9 protein-coding genes are annotated in these 17845 nt (G+C 64.5%); 2 read left to right on the top strand and 7 right to left on the bottom strand.

The genetic code is table 11. The features are described 5' to 3' along the window. Positions 1 to 194 precede the first annotated feature (194 nt). From KF838_14045 to lpdA, 7 genes are all read right to left on the bottom strand, one after another. Positions 195 to 2528, bottom strand: coding sequence for a hypothetical protein (locus KF838_14045; protein ID QYK47898.1), 2334 nt, complete (start codon positions 2526 to 2528; stop codon positions 195 to 197). Positions 2529 to 2762: 234 nt separating this feature from the next. Continuing rightward, positions 2763 to 5738: a hypothetical protein gene (locus tag KF838_14050; GenBank protein ID QYK47899.1), complete on the bottom strand. Its 2976-nt coding sequence runs from the start codon at positions 5736 to 5738 to the stop codon at positions 2763 to 2765. A 106-nt stretch (positions 5739 to 5844) separates the two neighbouring features. Then, the gene (locus KF838_14055; GenBank protein QYK47900.1) at positions 5845 to 7248 is read right to left on the bottom strand and encodes a beta-lactamase family protein; all 1404 of its coding nucleotides are present in this window, start codon (positions 7246 to 7248) and stop codon (positions 5845 to 5847) included. A gap of 225 nt (positions 7249 to 7473) precedes the next feature. Next, on the bottom strand, positions 7474 to 8775 hold the full coding sequence (locus tag KF838_14060; protein ID QYK47901.1) for a hypothetical protein: 1302 nt from the start codon (positions 8773 to 8775) through the stop codon (positions 7474 to 7476). 99 nt (positions 8776 to 8874) lie between these two features. After that, positions 8875 to 10263, bottom strand: coding sequence for a hypothetical protein (locus KF838_14065; protein QYK47902.1), 1389 nt, complete (start codon positions 10261 to 10263; stop codon positions 8875 to 8877). Positions 10264 to 10434: 171 nt separating this feature from the next. After that, a complete protein-coding gene (locus KF838_14070; protein ID QYK47903.1) occupies positions 10435 to 11682 on the bottom strand; it encodes a hypothetical protein in 1248 nt (415 codons plus the stop codon). A 374-nt stretch (positions 11683 to 12056) separates the two neighbouring features. Further along, complete coding sequence (lpdA, locus tag KF838_14075; protein ID QYK47904.1) at positions 12057 to 13619, bottom strand: dihydrolipoyl dehydrogenase; 1563 nt, start codon at positions 13617 to 13619, stop codon at positions 12057 to 12059. 423 nt (positions 13620 to 14042) lie between these two features. Here lpdA and KF838_14080 point away from each other — a divergent pair, with 423 nt between their 5' ends. Together KF838_14080 and KF838_14085 are read left to right on the top strand one after the other, a co-directional pair. Beyond that, entirely contained in the window at positions 14043 to 15968 is a 1926-nt protein-coding gene (locus KF838_14080) for an NF038122 family metalloprotease (protein ID QYK47905.1), read from the top strand. A gap of 147 nt (positions 15969 to 16115) precedes the next feature. After that, positions 16116 to 17810 (top strand): agmatine deiminase family protein, encoded by a 1695-nt coding sequence (locus tag KF838_14085; protein QYK47906.1) that lies wholly within the window; start codon positions 16116 to 16118, stop codon positions 17808 to 17810. Positions 17811 to 17845 lie beyond the last annotated feature (35 nt).

Raw genomic sequence — 17845 nt, forward strand, 5'->3', positions numbered from 1 at the left:
GCGGCCTCCCTCCCCTGCGCCGGTACACGCCGCGCAGGGGGATGCTGTATCCACCGCCCTCTTCTCTCCCTTTCGACGGTGATGGCCGTCGTGTTGCTCCGCGATTGCCGGAAAGCGGGCGATAGGGGAGAGAAGAACCCAAACACACACCGGCTTAGGAAGTGTAGCGGAGGAGCGGCAGGGGGGCGAGAGGGTCAGCAGCTGGTGCCGAAGGCGTCCATGAAGTCGAGGAAATCGATGATGTCGATGATGGTGTCGCCGTTGAGGTCGGGGTTGCCGAGTGTGCCGCAGGGAGCGGGGAGTTGGTCGCACTGGCCGAAGTCGTCGAAGAAATCGAGAAAATCGAGGATGTCGACGATGGTGTCGCCGGTGTAGTCGGCGGGGCAGGCAGGGGCGTTGCAGGTTTGGCGAGCGAAGAACCCGGCGGCGGTGCCCGCTGCGATCTGGAAGCCGCCTGCTACGACGATGTCTCCGTCGGGCAGGAGATCGATCGCGGTCACGGGGGGATTCGGTCCGTCACCAAGCGAGGACCACGATGTGCCATCCCACACGGCGATGCCGCGGATCTGCGAGCCGCCTGCTATGGTGAATGCACCCCCTGCGAGCAGTCGTCCATCGGGAAGGACTTTCAGGGCTTCGACGATGTGATTCATGCCTGAGCCCATCGGGTGCCAGGTTGCGCCATCCCAGCGAGCGATGCGTGAGAGCCCTGTGATCGCGCCTGATGCCGAGAAGTTTCCACCGGCGATCAGATCTCCATTCGGCATGACAGCGAGTGACCAGACATCGCCGTTGAGGCCTGCGCCGAGCGCGGTCCATTCGGAGCCGTTCCATCGCGCGATGCGGTTCGCGGGGATGGCCCCCGCGCTGGTGAATGAGCCGCCGACGTAGATGTCATCGGTCATGCCGATCGCAACCGCATCGGTGGAGTTGTTGACTCCGGTTCCGACCACTGTCCACGCGGAGCCGTCCCACCGTGCGATATGCCCGTGCGAGAAGAGAGAGCCCGCGGCGTAGATGTCGCCGCCTGACGTGACGACCAGGTCTCGCACGATGCCGAAGCCGAGGCCGGTGCCGACGGGCGACCATGTGGAACCGTTCCATCGGTTGACGTTTGAGACCATGAAGGGCGCGGAGCCACCAGCGATGACATCGCCGTTGGGCATGCGCGCGAGCGCGTTGCAGGCATCTGCGGGGAAGCTGCCGATGGCGGACCACTCGCCGTTCTGCCAGCGAGAGACGTAGCGCACGTCCGCGTCGCCAGCGGAAAGATGGCCGCCTCCGACGATGACGCTGCCGTCGGGCATGGCGAGCACGGCGCTCGTGGTGACGTTGATGCCTCGACCCATGCGGGTGAAGCCTGTTCCGTCGTGCTGGGCGATGAGCGTTGCGGCTTTCTGTCCTGGGCCTGTCGCGAGGATGCCGCTGCCGCCTGTTGTGTAGAACCAGCCGCCGACGGCGTAGCGTCCGTCGGGAAGCGTGCCGATGCAAGTGACCTTCTGTGCGAGGCCGTTGCCTCCGCCGGGGGAGGGGATGGCGACCCATGTTGAGCCGTTCCATCGCGCGATGTAATTTGAGTCCGCGCCTCCGGCGGCGGTGAACCCGCCCCCTGCGAGGATGTTTCCGGAGGGGAGGATGGCAAGCGATTCAACAGGGCCGTTCATGCCTGAGCCGATCGCGCTCCATGCGGAGCCGTTCCAGCGCGCGATCCGGTTGATGGGCGCTGCGCCGGAGGCGGTGAACGATCCGCCCGCGATGATGTCGCCCGAGGGGTGCGTCGCGAGCGCGAAGACGGTGGTGGATCCGGCGACGCCGAGTCCGGCATCCATCGCGCTCCATACGGAGCCGTTCCATCGCGCGACGTTCAGTGCGGCGGCCGCGCCGGCCTGCGTAAATGTGCCTCCGGCGACGAATCCGCCTGCGGGGTGGGGGGCGAGCGTGCGCACGATCGCACCGGTGTCCGGCATTCCGGTTCCGAGGGCGACCCATGCGGAGCCGTTCCATCGGGCAACACCGTTGGCGGGCGCGCCGAAGGAGGTGTGGAAGCTGCCCCCTGCGATAATGTCGCCTGCGGTGGTGATGGTCAGTGCGTAAATGTTGCCTGTGATGCCGGAGCCCACGGGGAGCCACGCTGTGCCGTTCCACTTCGCGACGTTGTTGAGGGGCGTTGCGCCCGAGATCGTGAACTGGCCAGCGGCGACGAGCTCGTTGTCGGGCGTGACCACGAGCGCGCGGACGCGTTCTCCAAAGGTTCCAAGCCCTTCGCCGATCTGTGACCACTCGCTTCCATCCCAGAACGCGACGCGGTTCACAAGCCCCTCACCTGCGACGTTGAACTCTCCGGCGACGGCGTAGCCCATCGGGCGCGGGCCGGGGCCGTCGGGATCCCACGCGACGATTGCGTGGGCAAAGTTGTTGATACCGGGGATGCCGCCCTCGGAGACCCATGCCGGGTCGCACTGTGCGGCGGCGTGCGAAGCCATGCCCGCGATGGCAATGGAGGACAGAATGGCTCTTTGAAGACGCATATCACTTTCTCCTTCCAACCGGTCAACGCGCGGTCTCTCCCGATACTCATGCGGAACCGCGATGGGACTCCGCATGCATTTTATTATCGAGAGAACAGATGCGTAGCCAAAGTCCCAGAGACCGGGGGTTGGGCGTGCGGGCTGGCTTGCGGCTTGGGAGCAGTATGGTTGTGCGAGATTCCATCTGCGTGGTGGGGCGTGGTTCTGTGACGGGGAGAGAGATGGTCGAGGCGGTCAACATCCCCGTCCGAACGCGTCAAGGAAGTCGAGGAAATCGAGGATGTCGATGATGGTGTCGCCGTTGACATCGGGGTTGCCGAGTGTGCCGCAGGGGGCGGGGAGTTGGTCGCACTGGCCGAAGTCGTTGAAGAACGCGAAGAAGTCTTCGTCATCGACACGTGTGTCTCCGTTGAAGTCCGCTGGGCAGACTGGTCCGGGCGGCACGCGGACGATGGGCGAGATCACACTTCCGCAGTCGTTCGTCACGACGCAGTCGTACTCACCATCCTCGTTTGGCGAGAGAGCTGAGAGCACGAGCGTGGGGTCGGCGGGGGAGTGGACGACTCCCCACGGGAAGATACCGGGCGTGAGCGGCACGCCGTTGCGTCGCCATCTGTACCTGAGATCGCCACCGGCTACGGCCCTCACCGTCAATCCCGCAGCCCGTGAGGTGGGGTTGAGGCGAGCTTCGGGCTCATCTGCAAGAATCGGAGGGCCGACCATCCAGCGAGCCAGGCCGCGTGAGGGGCGGGCCTCACTCTCGGGATACGGCCTGATCACGAGTGTCTCGAAGTCGCCACAGAATGACAGGATGGCCCGATCGTCGGTGATCGCGTATGAGTGGATTGAGGAGATGACAGTATCGTCGTAGAGGATCCCATCCTCTATTACCTGCCAGAACGGTCCTCCAACGAGTTCGAGTGGTTGTGGAAGTCCCCGTGCACCAATGTGGTACGTTGTTCCCCCGCCTGCATACGCGAGCACCGGGCTGGCCGGACCAATGCCGTCGGGATCGTGGACCGTATGGAGCCGAGATGGCGGAGGACCCATCCAGGTGTAATACCAACTATTCTCGAACCACCATGTGTATGTGACGGTTTCTTTCCAGATGCCGCCGTCCCATCGATAGCCGGTGAAGTAGCGGTAATCATCGCAAGACCACCCGTTGCATATTTCCTCGTACCGCTCCGAGTAACCGATCCACGGCTGCATCAGTTGCGGTCCGTCGCCGTCTGGGTCCGCGCTCACGACATAACTCGGGTGGTGCGTGAAAGGTGGTAATGGACCGCCTACTGCGGACCATGTTTGACCATCCCATTGCGCGAGATGCGTGATCTCCGGATCGTCCACGACCGTAAACGTCCCCACGACGAGAAGCACTGCACCTTGTGGTCCATCCCCATCCGCGTCCATGACGTCGAGGTCGCGAATCGTGAGCGAGTTATGACTTGTGTGCGTCAGTCCGTTGCCCAGCGGCAACCACTGATCTCCGTCGAACCATGCGATCGAGCTCGCGGTATTGGTGCCGGAAGCGGTGAAGTTCCCGCGTGCGATCAGTCTGGGCGGCAACGGGCCGTCGCCGTCGAAATCGACAACTTTGAGTTGGTCGATGCTCCCTGCATTGGTGTTTCTCACAAAGCCAGCGCCGAGCTGGAATCGGGATTCGCCGTCCCATGCCCACACGCGGACAGTCGGAGCACCCCAGGTTGCCGCCATCCGCTCGCCGAAGACGAGCAGGGGTTTCTCTGGCCCATCTCCATCGGGATCCCACACCGCGATATCCGACATGATCGACATGTTGATGCCGGGATCCTGGATCTCCCATTCGACGCCGTCCCAGAGAGCGAGTCGTGCGGGCAACCCGTTGTCATACGACTGCGCGCTGGAGTAGACGAGCTTGGGGCGTTGCGGGCCGGGGCCGTCCGGATCCCAAGTTGCCTGTTTCGAGTACGCCGCGTCGATGAATGGGACGGGAGTCGTCCACGTCGCGCCATCCCATGCGTACACGCCGGCACCCCGAACATCGGAAATCGTTGTCGCGTAGCGGACAGCGAGGAGTGTCTGCGGGCTGGAGAGCGGTCCGTCCGGGCTCCACTTCCACATCCGTGTGGAATCGATGTAGGGCAGGAAGTCGATATCGCCCGCGGATCGCCACGCGATACCATCGAACGCGGCGAACCCGTTTGATGAGACGCCACCGATCGATGTGAAGTGGCCGGCGACCAGGAGTGACTCTCTCGTATCGCCGGGAGCCGTGGTTGCGGAGACTGAATAGAGCGTTGGCACGGCACCGCCGATGGCTCGCCACGTTGAACCGTCGAATCTGGCAAGGCCACGTATCTGCTCACCGATGTAGTTTGTGAATGTGCCGCATGCAACGAGTTGGCGCGGCGTGGCATCGTCGGCATCGTGATCCCAGGTGGTGACATCACGTACCGTGCCGCTCGTGAGACCCGTTCCCAGCTGTCGCCAAGAGCCGTCTTCATAGACGAGGACGCCTCGCACGCCGGGGATACCGCTGTGGGTCGCATCACCGATCAGGAGCAGACTCGCTGTTCCGGCGGGCGTGGCGTTGATGACTTCGACAGCGAGTCTGACGGTGGTGCTGAGCTGGATGGTTTCTCCGAGCTTTGTCCAGCCGGTGGCGGTCCACATGAGCACGCTGCCTGAGGCCGAGTACGGCGCGTCCTTGCACAGCACGATGAGCGTCTCGCGTTCTTGTCCTGAGCCGTCGGGATCCCACGAGATGATGTCCAGCACTGGCCCCGGCACGGGTCCGACGGTGTGGGCACCGGTCGTCTCCCCGGGCCTGTTCCACGGCACGGAGGAGAGGTACCAAGCGGGAGAGACGCCGTCGTGCTTCGAGCCAAGGTAGATTCGTGGATCGCCTGGCCCAGGCCCATCCGGATCCCACGCCCACATGGAATGAACCTCCGGGGCGTCCGGTCGATTGAGGAACAGCCAGTCATGTGTGCCGCGAACGACGAGTTGTTTGTCCTGAGTATAGACGACGAGTTGGGGGAGTTCGGGGCCGGCACCGTCACGATCGAGGAGTTCGACGATCCTTGCCTCGCGAGTCATCGCGGACCCGTATGACGCCAGGTCATGGACCCATCCGCCACATTGGGCGATTGCTGCGGCAGGAGCGAGAGCGAACGGAACGAGTGCCGCGAGCGTGCGGCATCGGTGCGCTGCGTCGGGTGCTTGCATGTGTCTGCCTCCTCCTATTCCGCACGAGAACAGAAGATTCTATCAAAGTGGACCGGCATCGCTTCCGGAATCTACAGAATGTCTGTGTCTGTTGATCTCGGTGCGGTCAGCATCCCCGTCCGAACGCGTCAAGGAAGTCGAGGAAATCGAGGATGTCGATGATGGTGTCGCCGTTGAGGTCCGGGTTGCCGAGTGTGCCGCAGGGTGCGGGGAGTTGGTCGCACTGGCCGAAGTCGTTGAAGAAGTCGAGGAAGTCGAGGATGTCATCGCCACCGTCATTGTTGTAATCAGCGGGGCAGCAGGCGGGGGGAGTGGTTGGCCATGAGATCGAGCCCGAGTCGAAGAGCGCGTCGATGGCGGTGCGGGCTTGTCCGGCCCAGTCGCCGCTGGGGGCGCGCTTGTTGAAGATTACGGCGTAGGTGATGCCATCGCCGCGCTGGCGGATGAGACTGTTGGTGCCGGCGAGGGAGCCGGTGTGGTTCCATCGCCAGGTGCCGCTGTCGTTGGCGGGGCGGGGTCTGCCGATGTTGGGACCGTTGACGTAGTAGTGTGCCGCGAACTTCGCGAGTGCGGCGGCGGTGGCGATGTGTGCGCCCTGTCCTGCGCGGGCCTCGTGGTCCCAGGTGCCGTAGGGTGCGCGGACGAGTGGGCCACCGGGGTTGTAGACGTTGGGGCCGAGTGCTGTCGCGTCGTAGAAGGGCTCGCGCGGATCCTGATCGGCCTTGAAGGTGCGCCCGATCTGGTGGTCGTTGATCGCAACGCCCGAGGCGGCCATGATCGGATCGAGCACTTCCTGGAGCGGCTTGCCTCGATATTGCTCGACGATGAGACCGAGGGCGAGCATGCCGATGTTTGAGTATGACTCGGTGGTGCCGGGCGTGTGCTGGAGCGGCTTGCCGAGGATATAGCGGACGGTGTTCTCGCGTCCCGGCGGGCTTGAGATTCCCATCGCGGAGGCGATCGCGATCTCCATATATGTGAGATCGCCGGCGATGTCGCGGTTCCAGCCCCCTTTGTGCTCGATGAGGTGGCGGACGGTGACATCGGCAAGGCGAGGATCGCCGAGCGAGGGGAAGGGCGCGAGGTCGAGAAGGCCGCCTCCGGGCTGGCCGAGGTTGAAGGCTTTGGTGTCGAGCGTGAACGCGCCCTCGGCGATGAGTTCGCGCACCGCGGCGGCGGTGATCGGCTTGGAGACGCTGGCGATGCGCATGAGCGCGTTGGCGGCAATGGGCTGGGATCGGGCCTCGTCGGCCCAGCCGAAGCCGCGCTCGTAGATCAGGGTGCCGTTGCGGGTGACGGCGATGGTGGCAGCGCCGATGTTGCGGGTGCAGACAAACTCGAGCATCAGCGCGTCGAGCGACGAGAGCGCGGGGACCGCGCACCCTCGCACGGGGCGACAGGGATCGGACTCCGGCTGCGCGACGGCGGGCGCGACAGCGACGATCGCGAGAAGGAGCGCGATCATGGTGCGTGGTGCGGCGAGCGATCTGCGTTGCGTGTGTGCGGCCATCCGTGGGAGTTTACAGGAGATCGGCTTTGCATCGCATGAAAAAGAAGAACCCGTGGACTGCGGTCCATGGGTTCTCGGGTGGGAATCAGGATGGAGATGGAAGGAAGGAGGGGGCGTTCACCAGTTCCGTCGCGAGCCGCGACGGGAACTGGTGGCACCCAAAACGTCACGCGTTGATGACGCGCCGGCTTTGCTGCGAGCGAGGGCGCGACCTGCCGGATCGGATCAACAGCCGGTGCCGAAGGCGTCGAGGAAGTCGAGGAAGTCCAAGACATCGATGACGGTGTCGCCGTTGAGGTCGGGGTTGCCGAGTGTGCCGCAGGGGGCGGGCTGCTGGTCGCACTGGCCGAAGTCGTCGAAGAAGTCGAGAAAGTCGAGGATGTCAACGGTGGTGTCGCCGTTGTAGTCGGCGGGGCAGACATAGACGGGTGTGGCGACGAGGATGTATTCGGTGACCCAGCCGGGGCTCCAGCAAAGGAACGCGACTTGCCCGTGATTGTTGATCGAACGAGGTCCGACAGTGCGATCCTGTGTGATACGCCACACATGCACGGACGTGTCGCCCGCCGTGACGATATCGCCTTCGGCGACGATGAGTTGGCGGCTGCCATCGGCGCGATAGACCCACAAGCCGTAGGGCTCCGTCTCCGATGGTTGTGATGGGTAAACGACATCTCCCAAGTCATTGATTCCCAAGTGAGAGTCTGAGCCACCCGGATACTGCTGGAGTGTCGCGTGGCGGGTTATGATGACGCCATTGTCGTATGTGTAAAGCGTGGACAGCGCCGAGCTTGAAGAAATGGGCTTTGCGACGAAGGCAACCAGCCCAGTTCCACTTGCAGCAACTTGATTCGTGTGGTCGAGAGTGTCTCGATCGACGATGACGCTGTCGTTCTGCCAGACGACGAGTCCATCCGTGGTGTTGCCGTTCCCTGTCCAGACGACGTCGCCTGAATCGGTCATGCTCGGGATGCCGTTGATCGCGATGATGTCGCTTCCGGGGCCGCCGATGGTGGACTCGACGCCGAAGGCGGAGAGACGCCGGATGATGCTGTAGTTGTCGTACGCGATGGCCCCGTCGTCATTGCAGACGACTCGAAAGTTCTGCGTGATCGCGCCGGCGACCGGTTCGGAGAGGTCGATGCTGCCATCTGTCCAGCGCTTGAGGAGGTCGCCGACGGGCGTCGCCTCGATCCACGCCGCGACGCGGCCATCGCGGCTTATCTGATTCTGCCACGAGGGCTGGCGCCCTTCCGTGCTCAGACGCCACGTGAGACCGTGATCCTCGAGGAGCACCGCTCCGGATGCGTCCTGATACTGCGCGGAGAAGAGGACGCGACCGTTGTTGCCGATCGAGGGCTTCGACAGTGAGACGCTCAGGAACTCACCCGAGGGCGAGCCGGTGGCGACGATGCGGAACTCGTACCGGATCGGTCGGGCTTCGGCGAACCCGGCGAACGATGCGGCCATTCCCAGACCGAGTCCGGCGGCGACGCCGCGCAACGATTGAGCGAGACACAGTGCCATGGAGCACCTCCCGGCGGGAGACTACCGAGAGGCCGGGTCGGATTCAAGAGAAGTTTGCGCGAAAGCTCAGGGTTTGCGGGACGCAGCGCGCAAGGCGTATCAGCAACCATTGCCGAAGGCGTCGAGGAAGTCGAGGAAATCGATGATGTCGATGATGGTGTCGCCGTTGAGGTCGGGGTTGCCGAGCGTGCCGCAGGGGGCGGGGAGTTGGTCGCAGGTTCCGAAGTCCTGGAAGAAGTCGAGGAAGTCGAGGATGTCAACGGTGGTGTCGGCGGTGTAGTCGGCGGGGCACGTTGCGGCGAGGGTGGAGACGGCGTAGGCGTACACGTTGGCCTCTGTCCGGACCGACGCCTTGAAGGACGTGGTGGCGGGGAGGGGTGTGCTGGCCGGGACGCGCGCGGTGATGGCGAGCGGCGTGGAGTCGCCGGGGGCAATGGGTCCGACCGGGCCGGGCGCAGCGAGAAGCCAGGGCGACTCTGATCCGGGCGTGAGGGTGCGGGGGAGCGGCCCGGAGAGGGTGGCGATGAAGGGGATGTCGAGGGGCGCGTTGCCTCGGGTGGAGAGCGGTGCGGGCGGAGCGGAGAGGGCGAGCCGGGAGTCGATGACGAGCGCGAGGCGTGGGTCGGTCTGGGCTTGTGGGTCCCAGACGAGCGGGGCGCGGGAGTGATCGTCCTTGAGGTGCAGGTCAAAGACGGCGGCGAGGAGGGCGCGTGTGAGGGCGAGTTGGTCCGCGCGCGACATGGACCCGCTGTCGCAGCCGAAGGTGCTCGAATCGATGTACCCGCAGTGAAAGCCGCCGATCTGGCTGATCATGCGGCGCGGGCCCGGGGCCGCGTTGTACATGAGCTGGCCGTGGCTGGCGGTGGGGGTGATGGTGTCCCGCGTTCCCACGATGGCGGTGAAGGGGATGGAGAGGTTTGCGGCGGCGGCGGCGGCTGAGGGGCTCGTCTCGGCGGGGGCGAGGGGCGCGAGGGCACGGATGCGCGAGTCTGCCGCGGCGGCGAGGATGCTTGCCCCGCCCCCCATCGAGTGCCCCGAAGCGCCCAGGCGCAGCGGATCGACAGCGCCCTCGAGCCAAGAGCCCGGGGCATGGCTCTGCTCGATGAGGAACGTGAGGCAGTGGCTGAGGTCGCTGGCGAAGCGGGAGTGGCTGGGGAAGAGCGACCCCTCCGATTCGGAGGCGATCACGATGTAGCCGCGGGTGGCCAGGTGCTGGAGCGTGGATTGGTACGCCGAAACGGGCGTGAGGAACCCATGGCCGAAGGTGACGGCCGGGAGCGGGGGGAGAGCGGTGTCGCGGGGTGCGTTCAGTCCTGCGGCGAGGGCGGGGTAGTGGACCCGGGCCGAGAAGGTCGTCAGGTCGGGGCGGGTGACCGTGACGGTGCGCCATCCGGCGGGGTACGGGCCGGGCGTCGACAGATCTTCGGCCCGCGCCGTGGCGGCCGCCGTGAGCGTCAGAATGGTCAACAGTGCGAGGATGGGCTTCATGCACTTTCTCCCGGCAGGCAATCGGAGCCGGCGCGGTGATGGATGCGGTCTGTCGTCAGTATCCGGGATATCCCGGTTGACGCTTTGTCCACGACCTGTGGCATCGCTGGATCGACGCAGAGCCGCTCGTTCCCGAAGATGAGCGAGGGGGGCGGCCGGGGGTCGAGCGTGTCAGCAGCCGTTGCCGAAGGCGTCCATGAAGTCGAGGAAATCGATGATGTCGATGATGGTGTCACCGTTGAGGTCGGGGTTGCTGATGTTGCCGCAGGGGGCGGGCTGGCCGTTGCAACTGGCGAAGTCGTCCATGAAGTCGAGGAAGTCGAGGATGTCGACGATGGTGTCGCCGGTGTAGTCGGCGGGGCTCGCGCTAGCCGTCCAGCGAAACGCCCGCAGTTGGCCCGCGGCGTTTCCTGCATAGCCCACCACCACGCTGCCGTCCGCGGAAACGCCGCCGGCCCAAGCCGAACTCCCCCCCAGCGTGCCGAGGTCCTTCATGCCGCCCGAGTCCGTCCAGCGAAACGCCCGCAGTTGGCCCGCGGTGTTGCCTGCAGTGCCCACCACCACGCTGCCGTCCGCGGAAACGCGGTTGGCCCAAGCCGAACTCCCCCCCAGCGTGCCGAGGTCCTGCATGCCGCCCGAGGCCGTCCAGCGGAACGCCCGAGCTTGGTTCGCGGCGTTGGTTGCCTCGCCCACCACCACGCTGCCGCCCGCGGAAACGCCGTAGGCATAAGCCTGAGCCCCCCCCAGCGTGCCGAGGTCCTGCATGCCGGCCGAGGTCGTCCAGCGGAACGCCCGAGCTTGGTTCGCGGCGTTGGCTGCATAGCCCACCACCACGCTACCGTCCGCGGAAACGCCGATGGCCCAAGCCGAACTCCCCCCCAGCGTGCCGAGGTCCTGCATGCCGCCCGAGGCCGTCCAGCGGAACGCCCGATATTGGTCCCCCGCGGCGTTGGTTGCGTCGCCCACCACCACGCTGCCGTCCGCGGAAACTTCCCAGGCCCGGGACCACGTCCCCCCCAGCGTGCCGAGGTCCTGCATGCCGCCCGAGGCCGTCCAGCGGAAGGCCCGCTGTTGCCCCGCAGCGTTGCGTGCCTGACCCACCACCACGCTGCCGTCCGCGGATACGCCCCAGGCATTAGACTGAATCCCCCCCAGCGTGCCGAGGTCCTGCATGCCGCCCGAGGCCGTCCAGCGGAAGGCCCGGTATTGGCCCGCGGCGTTGGTTGCCTCGCCCACCACCACGCTGCCGTCCGCGGAAACGCTGAAGGCCCGAGCCCAGGTCCCCCCCAGCGTGCCGAGGTCCTGCATGCCGCAGGATTGGGCGCGCGCTGTTCCGGCAGTGACACCGACGAGTGCGATCAAGGTCGCGGCGACGATCCAGCACTGGCGCGACATGGCGGAGAAGGCGCGGAAATTCATGGGAGACTCCACATTCGACAGCCGCTCGCAGGACCGATGCCGCCGCCGGGCACGATGCGGTGAACAGATGAACGCATACTCGGCCACGGCGGCCCCTCGCTCGCTCTTAGCAACTGCCCTACGTTGGGGTTGTCGGGCTAGTTTATTGGAGTCATCGTGCGACGCAAGGCATTTTGAGTGAAGACTGGTGGCGATCCGGAGCGAGGGGGGAGAGAGCATCAGTTCCGCCTCGGGGACTCGGCGGGAACTGATGGCACCCGTCACAGTCACATGGACCCGGTGCAGTCACATGGAAAGGAAAGAACCCATGGACTGCAGTCCATGGGTTATCGGGTGGATGGAAGGATGGAGATGGAAGGAGGGGGCGGGGGCGGTCAGGCGTTGATGACACGTCCTTCGGCGGCGAGGGCGGCTTCGCGGACGGACTCGTGCATGGTCGGGTGGGCGTGGACGGTGTAGATGAGTTCTTCGGTGGTGGCTTCGAGGCGACGCGCGAGTGAGAGTTCGGCGATGAGTTCGGTAGCCTGATCGCCCATGATGTGGGCGCCGAGGATCTCGCCACGGGGGAGGCCTCGGATGATCTTGACGAAGCCGTCGGTGTGTGCCGCGGCGATTGCTTTGCCGAGCGCGGTGAAGGGGAAGGTGCCGACCTCGTAGTCCTTGCCCTTGACGAGGCCCTTGGCCTTGAGGGCCTGCTCGGTGAAGCCGACGCTGGCGACCTGCGGCTGGCAGTAGGTGCAGCCGGGGATGACGGAGTAGTCGATGGGGAGCGGCTCGTGGTGCTTCTTGGGGTCGATGCGCCACGCCATGCGCTCGACGCAGGTGACGGCTTCCTCGCCGGCGACGTGCGCGAGCCACGGGGGGCCGATGACATCGCCGATGGCGTAGATGCCGGGGAGATTGGTCTTGTAGTCAACGGGCTGGTTGATGGTGACGCCGGGCTGGTAGTCGGTCTTGATGTGGTCTTTGACGGTCTCGAGTCCGAGGGAGGCGTCGAAGAGGCCGTCGTAGCGACCCTTCACGCCGATGGCGAGGAGGACCTTGTCTGCCTCGATGGTTTCTTTCTTGGACTCGTCGGCCTTGCCGTTGACGAAGGGGGCGATGGTGACCTTCACGCCGTCGCCGGTCTTCTCGATGGCGGTGGTGACGAAGGAGGTCTTGAGGGTGAAGCCCTTCTTGGCGTAGAGCTGGCCCATCTTCTTCGAGACTTCCTCGTCCTCGACGGGGAGGATGCGGTCCATCATCTCGACGATGGTGACCTGTGAGCCGAAGGAGTGGTAGAAGTAACCGAACTCCATGCCGATCGCGCCGGCGCCGACGATGACGAGGCGGCGGGGCTTCTCTTTATTGAACATCGCTTCGCGCGCGCCCCAGATCTTGTCGTTATCAAACTTCGCGAAAGGCAGGTCGCGGGCGACGGAGCCGGTGGCGATCATCACGTTGGTGGCGGTGATGGTCTCGCGGGGCTTGGCGGCGGGGGTCGCGGGTGAGTCGGTGCGCTCTTCCTGGACCTGGCAGTCGTAGATCTCGACCTTGCAGGGGCTGGATGCGCCCTTGAATGCCTGCGTCACCTTGGCGTGGGCGACGTAGTGGTCGATCTTGTTCTTCTTCATCAGGAACTCAACGCCCTTGTTGAGTTTGTTGGCGACGTCGCGCGAGCGGGTGATGACCTTGGACCAGTCGAACTCGACCTTGCCGGGGAGTTTGAGCGCCCAGAAGTCGCCGTGGGCGAGCTTTTCCATGAGCTCGGCGTTGGAGAGGAGGGCCTTGGAGGGGATGCAGCCCCAGTTGAGGCAGACGCCGCCGAGCTTGGCGCGGTCGATGATGGCGACCTTCATGCCGAGTTGTGCGGCACGGATGGCGCCGACGTAGCCGCCGGGGCCTCCACCGATGACGATGAGGTCGTAGTGCTTGGCTGATGCTGAAGGGGCTGACACGTGGAGGGCCTTTCTTCGAACGAGCGTGCCCCGACGCCGACACGGGTGGGGATCGCTTTGGGTCTTTGATGCCGCCCGACCGCGGGATGGGGTGCGGGCAGGGGCGGGAGTATAGGAAAGTGCCCCGGCGACCCCGAGGTGGCGGATCCACGCCAAGGTGGGGCAGGGTATGGATGGTTATTGGACGTTGTTTGGGAGTGTGGAGAGGGAGGAATGAGTTTGTGATCGAATCGTTGGAGGTAGGTCTCCGATAGTGCTTGTGTTGGGGCATTGAGTTTGGATGATGAGGAACCAGCCCTAGGGGCTGTCCGAATCGGATAGTGGTCGCCGTAATGGCGGGTGTGGTGTCTTTGTCGCTTTCGGCCCGGGTGACCGAGTGAGTGAGGTCGGTGCCGGGTGTGTGGATGGCATTCGAAGTGGAGCATGAAGATGAGCTCAGCGGGTCATAAGCGTGTGGGACGTCTGGTTGCGGTTGTGGCGGCGGGTCTGTGCGGGTTGAGCGCGAGCGCTCAGACGCTGGAGGACTTTGCCGCGTTCCCGGGCTTCCGCCAGGGGCATCCTCAGTTGACGTTCCCGTTGCCTCCTCAGATGACATCGATCTATTGGTCGGGTCAGCAGGAGATCGCGGACCAGTTGGAGGAGCGTTGGCGTCCGATGTGTTTCAACCGTGCGCCGATCAGCGCGGACGAGCTGCGAGGGATTCGCCTGACCCATCGCAACGAGATTGGTGCCGGCGATGTGACGATTGTTGATACGCCGAGCCGCTCGGCGGGGATCAACATCGTGTTCGTGCTCGGCGGGAGCGTGCCCGGAGCGGCGATCCCGAGCTTCGCGGCTGCTGAGGCGTATCTTGAGTCGCAGTTCTCTGACCCGATCACGGTGACCGTGAACGTGACGTTCGCGAACCTGGGTTCGGGCGTGATCGGCGCGACGGGCTCCAACTTCATCAACAACCGGACGTACACGAACGTGCGGAACGGGCTGGTGAACGGGATGGATGCGAACGACACGATCCAGGCGATTCTGCCGCCGGTTCCCTCCGTGCCGGTGCGGTACAACGGCACGACAGCGACGGTGACGAACGAGACGCTGATCGATCTGACATGGGCGAACTTCAAGGCAACGGTCGGCACGCTGTCGGGCTCTGACGGCGACATGACGTACAACTCGTCGTTCAACTTCGACTACGACCCTTCCAACGGCGTGGGCGGCTCGCAGATCTCGCTGGTCGATGTGATCATCCACGAGGTCGGGCACGCGCTCGGGTTCGTCTCCGCTGCAGACAATCAGGCGGGCGGCCAGTTCGCGATGATGGATCTGTACCGCTTCCAGCGGACGGACGGCACGGGCAACTTCAACCCCGACACGAACGCCCAGTTCACGACCACGGCGCGTCTTGTTCACTACAACACGCCCAATGACGACCACAACACCGACTTCATCTGGGCCGAGTACCGCATGTCGGACGGAACGCCCTATCAGGCGTCGCACTTCCGCGAGCAGTCAGCGAACATCGGTATCATGGATCCGGCCTTCGCGAACGGCCAGACCTTCTATCCGAACTTCTTCAAGACGTCGGACCTCGACGTCTTTGATGCGATGGGGTACGACTATCCCCCGGGCGGCGGCGGTTGCACCGGCATCACGATCACGCAGCAGCCGCTCTCTCAGTCGGTTTGCCCCGGATCGAACGTGACGTTCACGGTGACTGCTTCGGGAACGGACCCCATCTATCAGTGGCGCAAGGACTTTGTGGTGATCCCCGGCGAGACTTCGAGCTCGCTGACGCTGACGGGCGTGACGAGCGCGAACGCCGGCAACTACACCGTGTCGATCAACAACGACTGCTCTTCGACGGTCCTCTCGTCGATCGCGACACTGACGATCAAGACCGCGACCTCGGTCACGACGCCTCCTTCTTCGCTTGAGGTGGACGAGGGCGATCTCGCTTCGTTCAACGTGGTCGCTGCGGGCACGAACCTGACGTACCAGTGGCGGAAGAACTTCGTCGTGATCCCCGGCGCGGAGTCGAGCACGTACACGATTCCCGTGACCACTGCTTCCGACGCGGGCTCGTATCGCGTGACGGTCACGGGCGACTGCGGCGTGGTGACATCGGCGGAAGCAATTCTGACGGTGAACCAGCCGGGCCCCGGGTGTGCCGCGGATTACAACGGTGATGGCGAGTTTGACATCCTGGACTTCCTTGACTTCCTGGATGACTTCGGTCAGTGCGAGAACCAGCCCGGTCCGTGCGGGCTGCACGACGCTGATTTCAACGGGGACACCTTCGTTGACGTCCTGGACTTCCTGGATTTCCTTGACGCGTTCGGCACCGGTTGCGGCTGAATCTCTCGGCTCGGCTTGAGATATGCTCACGTCCCAGGGCTTCGCGGCCCTGGGACGTCTTTGGATGGAGGAGAGTGCCGCCGTGGCGCTCGCTCGCACGAGGACGTCGCATCGGCGGCGTCTGCTCTTTCGGTGGGACCAACTCTGATGAATCGCAACACGATCGCGCGTGGCTCGGCCGCTCTTGCTCTGTTCACTCTCTGCGGGCTTGCAAACGCCCAGGTGCCCGGCATCGCCGTGCCGCCTGATGCGGAGCCGGCCCGTCCGACGTATCCGGAGGGCGCGGCGATTCCGCGGAACATGACGGATGCGGAGCGTGCGTGGGTGGAGCGGAACCCGATCACGGCTCCGGTGCTGCGTGCCGCGAGCTCGCCGGTTGGCCCGGTCCACTGCGTGGCCGAGTACGAGCCGATGGAATCGATCATCATCGCGTGGGAGGGCGATGCGTCGTGGAACGCGATCCAGAAGACGATGGTTGAGCACATCACGACGACAGGGAACGCGGATGTGTGGATCGTGGTGGACAACACGACCGAGCGGACGGCCGTGCAGTCGACGTTCGCCTCTTCGAGTGCGAACGTTGCGCGGATCAAGTACGTCGTTCGGCCGACGGATTCGATCTGGATCCGCGACTATGGGCCTCGGTACATCTACGAGGGCGATGTGCGTGCGATCGTTGATCACACCTACAACCGTCCGAGGCCGAACGACAATCTGCTGAACGCTTACTACGGCGGGACGACCCGTCGCCAGAAGGTGTACCAGTTGCCGCTGGTGCACGGCGGCGGCAATTACCACCTTGATGCGAACAACAACGGTCACGCGACGCGCCTGATCAACAACGAGAACCCGTCGCTGACAGAGTCGCAGATTCTGGCGTACTGGCAGCAGTACCAGAACCTGGACACGACGCTCTACACACCCTTCCCGACGAGTGTTGACTCGACGCAGCACATCGACATGTGGATGCAGATCATCGCTGACAACAAGATCGTCATCAGCGACTGGCCCGCGCAGCCGGGCACGACGCAGGACGTGATCTGCGACAGCGTTGCAGCTGCGTTCACGTCTGCGGGGTGGACGGTCTATCGGACACCGGCGCGCACGGTGAGCGGCGTTCACTACACCTACACGAACGTGGTGATGTGCAACGATCTGGTTCTGATCCCGACGTACACGAACTCGACGATCACCTCGCCCACGAACTACAACAACCTGGCGCTGGCGACGTGGCAGGCGGCTCTGCCGGGCAAGACGATCGTGCAGGTGAACTGCCAGAATCTCGTGACTGCTGCGGGCGTGATGCACTGCATCGTGATGCACATCCCAGCTCACAAGGGCGGGACGAATCCGACGGCGTACATCCAGTATCCGCAGGGCGGCGAGACGTTCGCGCAGGGGCAGAGTGTCTCGATCGAGTGGATCTCCGACGACGACGTGTCGCCGTTGCTCGCGGACATCGCCCTTTCGACGGACGGCGGCGCGACCTTCCCCACCAACATCATCACCGGCACGATCGACGACGGCCAGCACACGTGGGTGACGCCCGCGATCGACACGGCGAACGCCAAGATCCGCGTGACCATCCGCGATGCCTCGGGCAACACGGGCTCTTACGTGACGCCCGCGTTCACGATCGGTGATCCCTCGTGTCCTGCCGACTACAACGGCGATGGCGAGTTCGATGTCCTGGACTTCCTCGACTTCCTTGATGATTTCGGGCAGTGCGAGGCGCAACCGGGTCCATGCGGCGCGATCTCCAACGCCGATCTGAACGGCGACACGATCGTTGATGTGATGGATTTCCTCGAGTTCCTCGACGCGTTCGGCACAGGATGCTGAGTGAGGCGCGATCCGGCGCGGGTCCTCGCGCATGG

It is taken from the genome of Phycisphaeraceae bacterium (assembly GCA_019454185.1).
Lineage (GTDB): Bacteria > Planctomycetota > Phycisphaerae > Phycisphaerales > UBA1924 > JAHBWV01.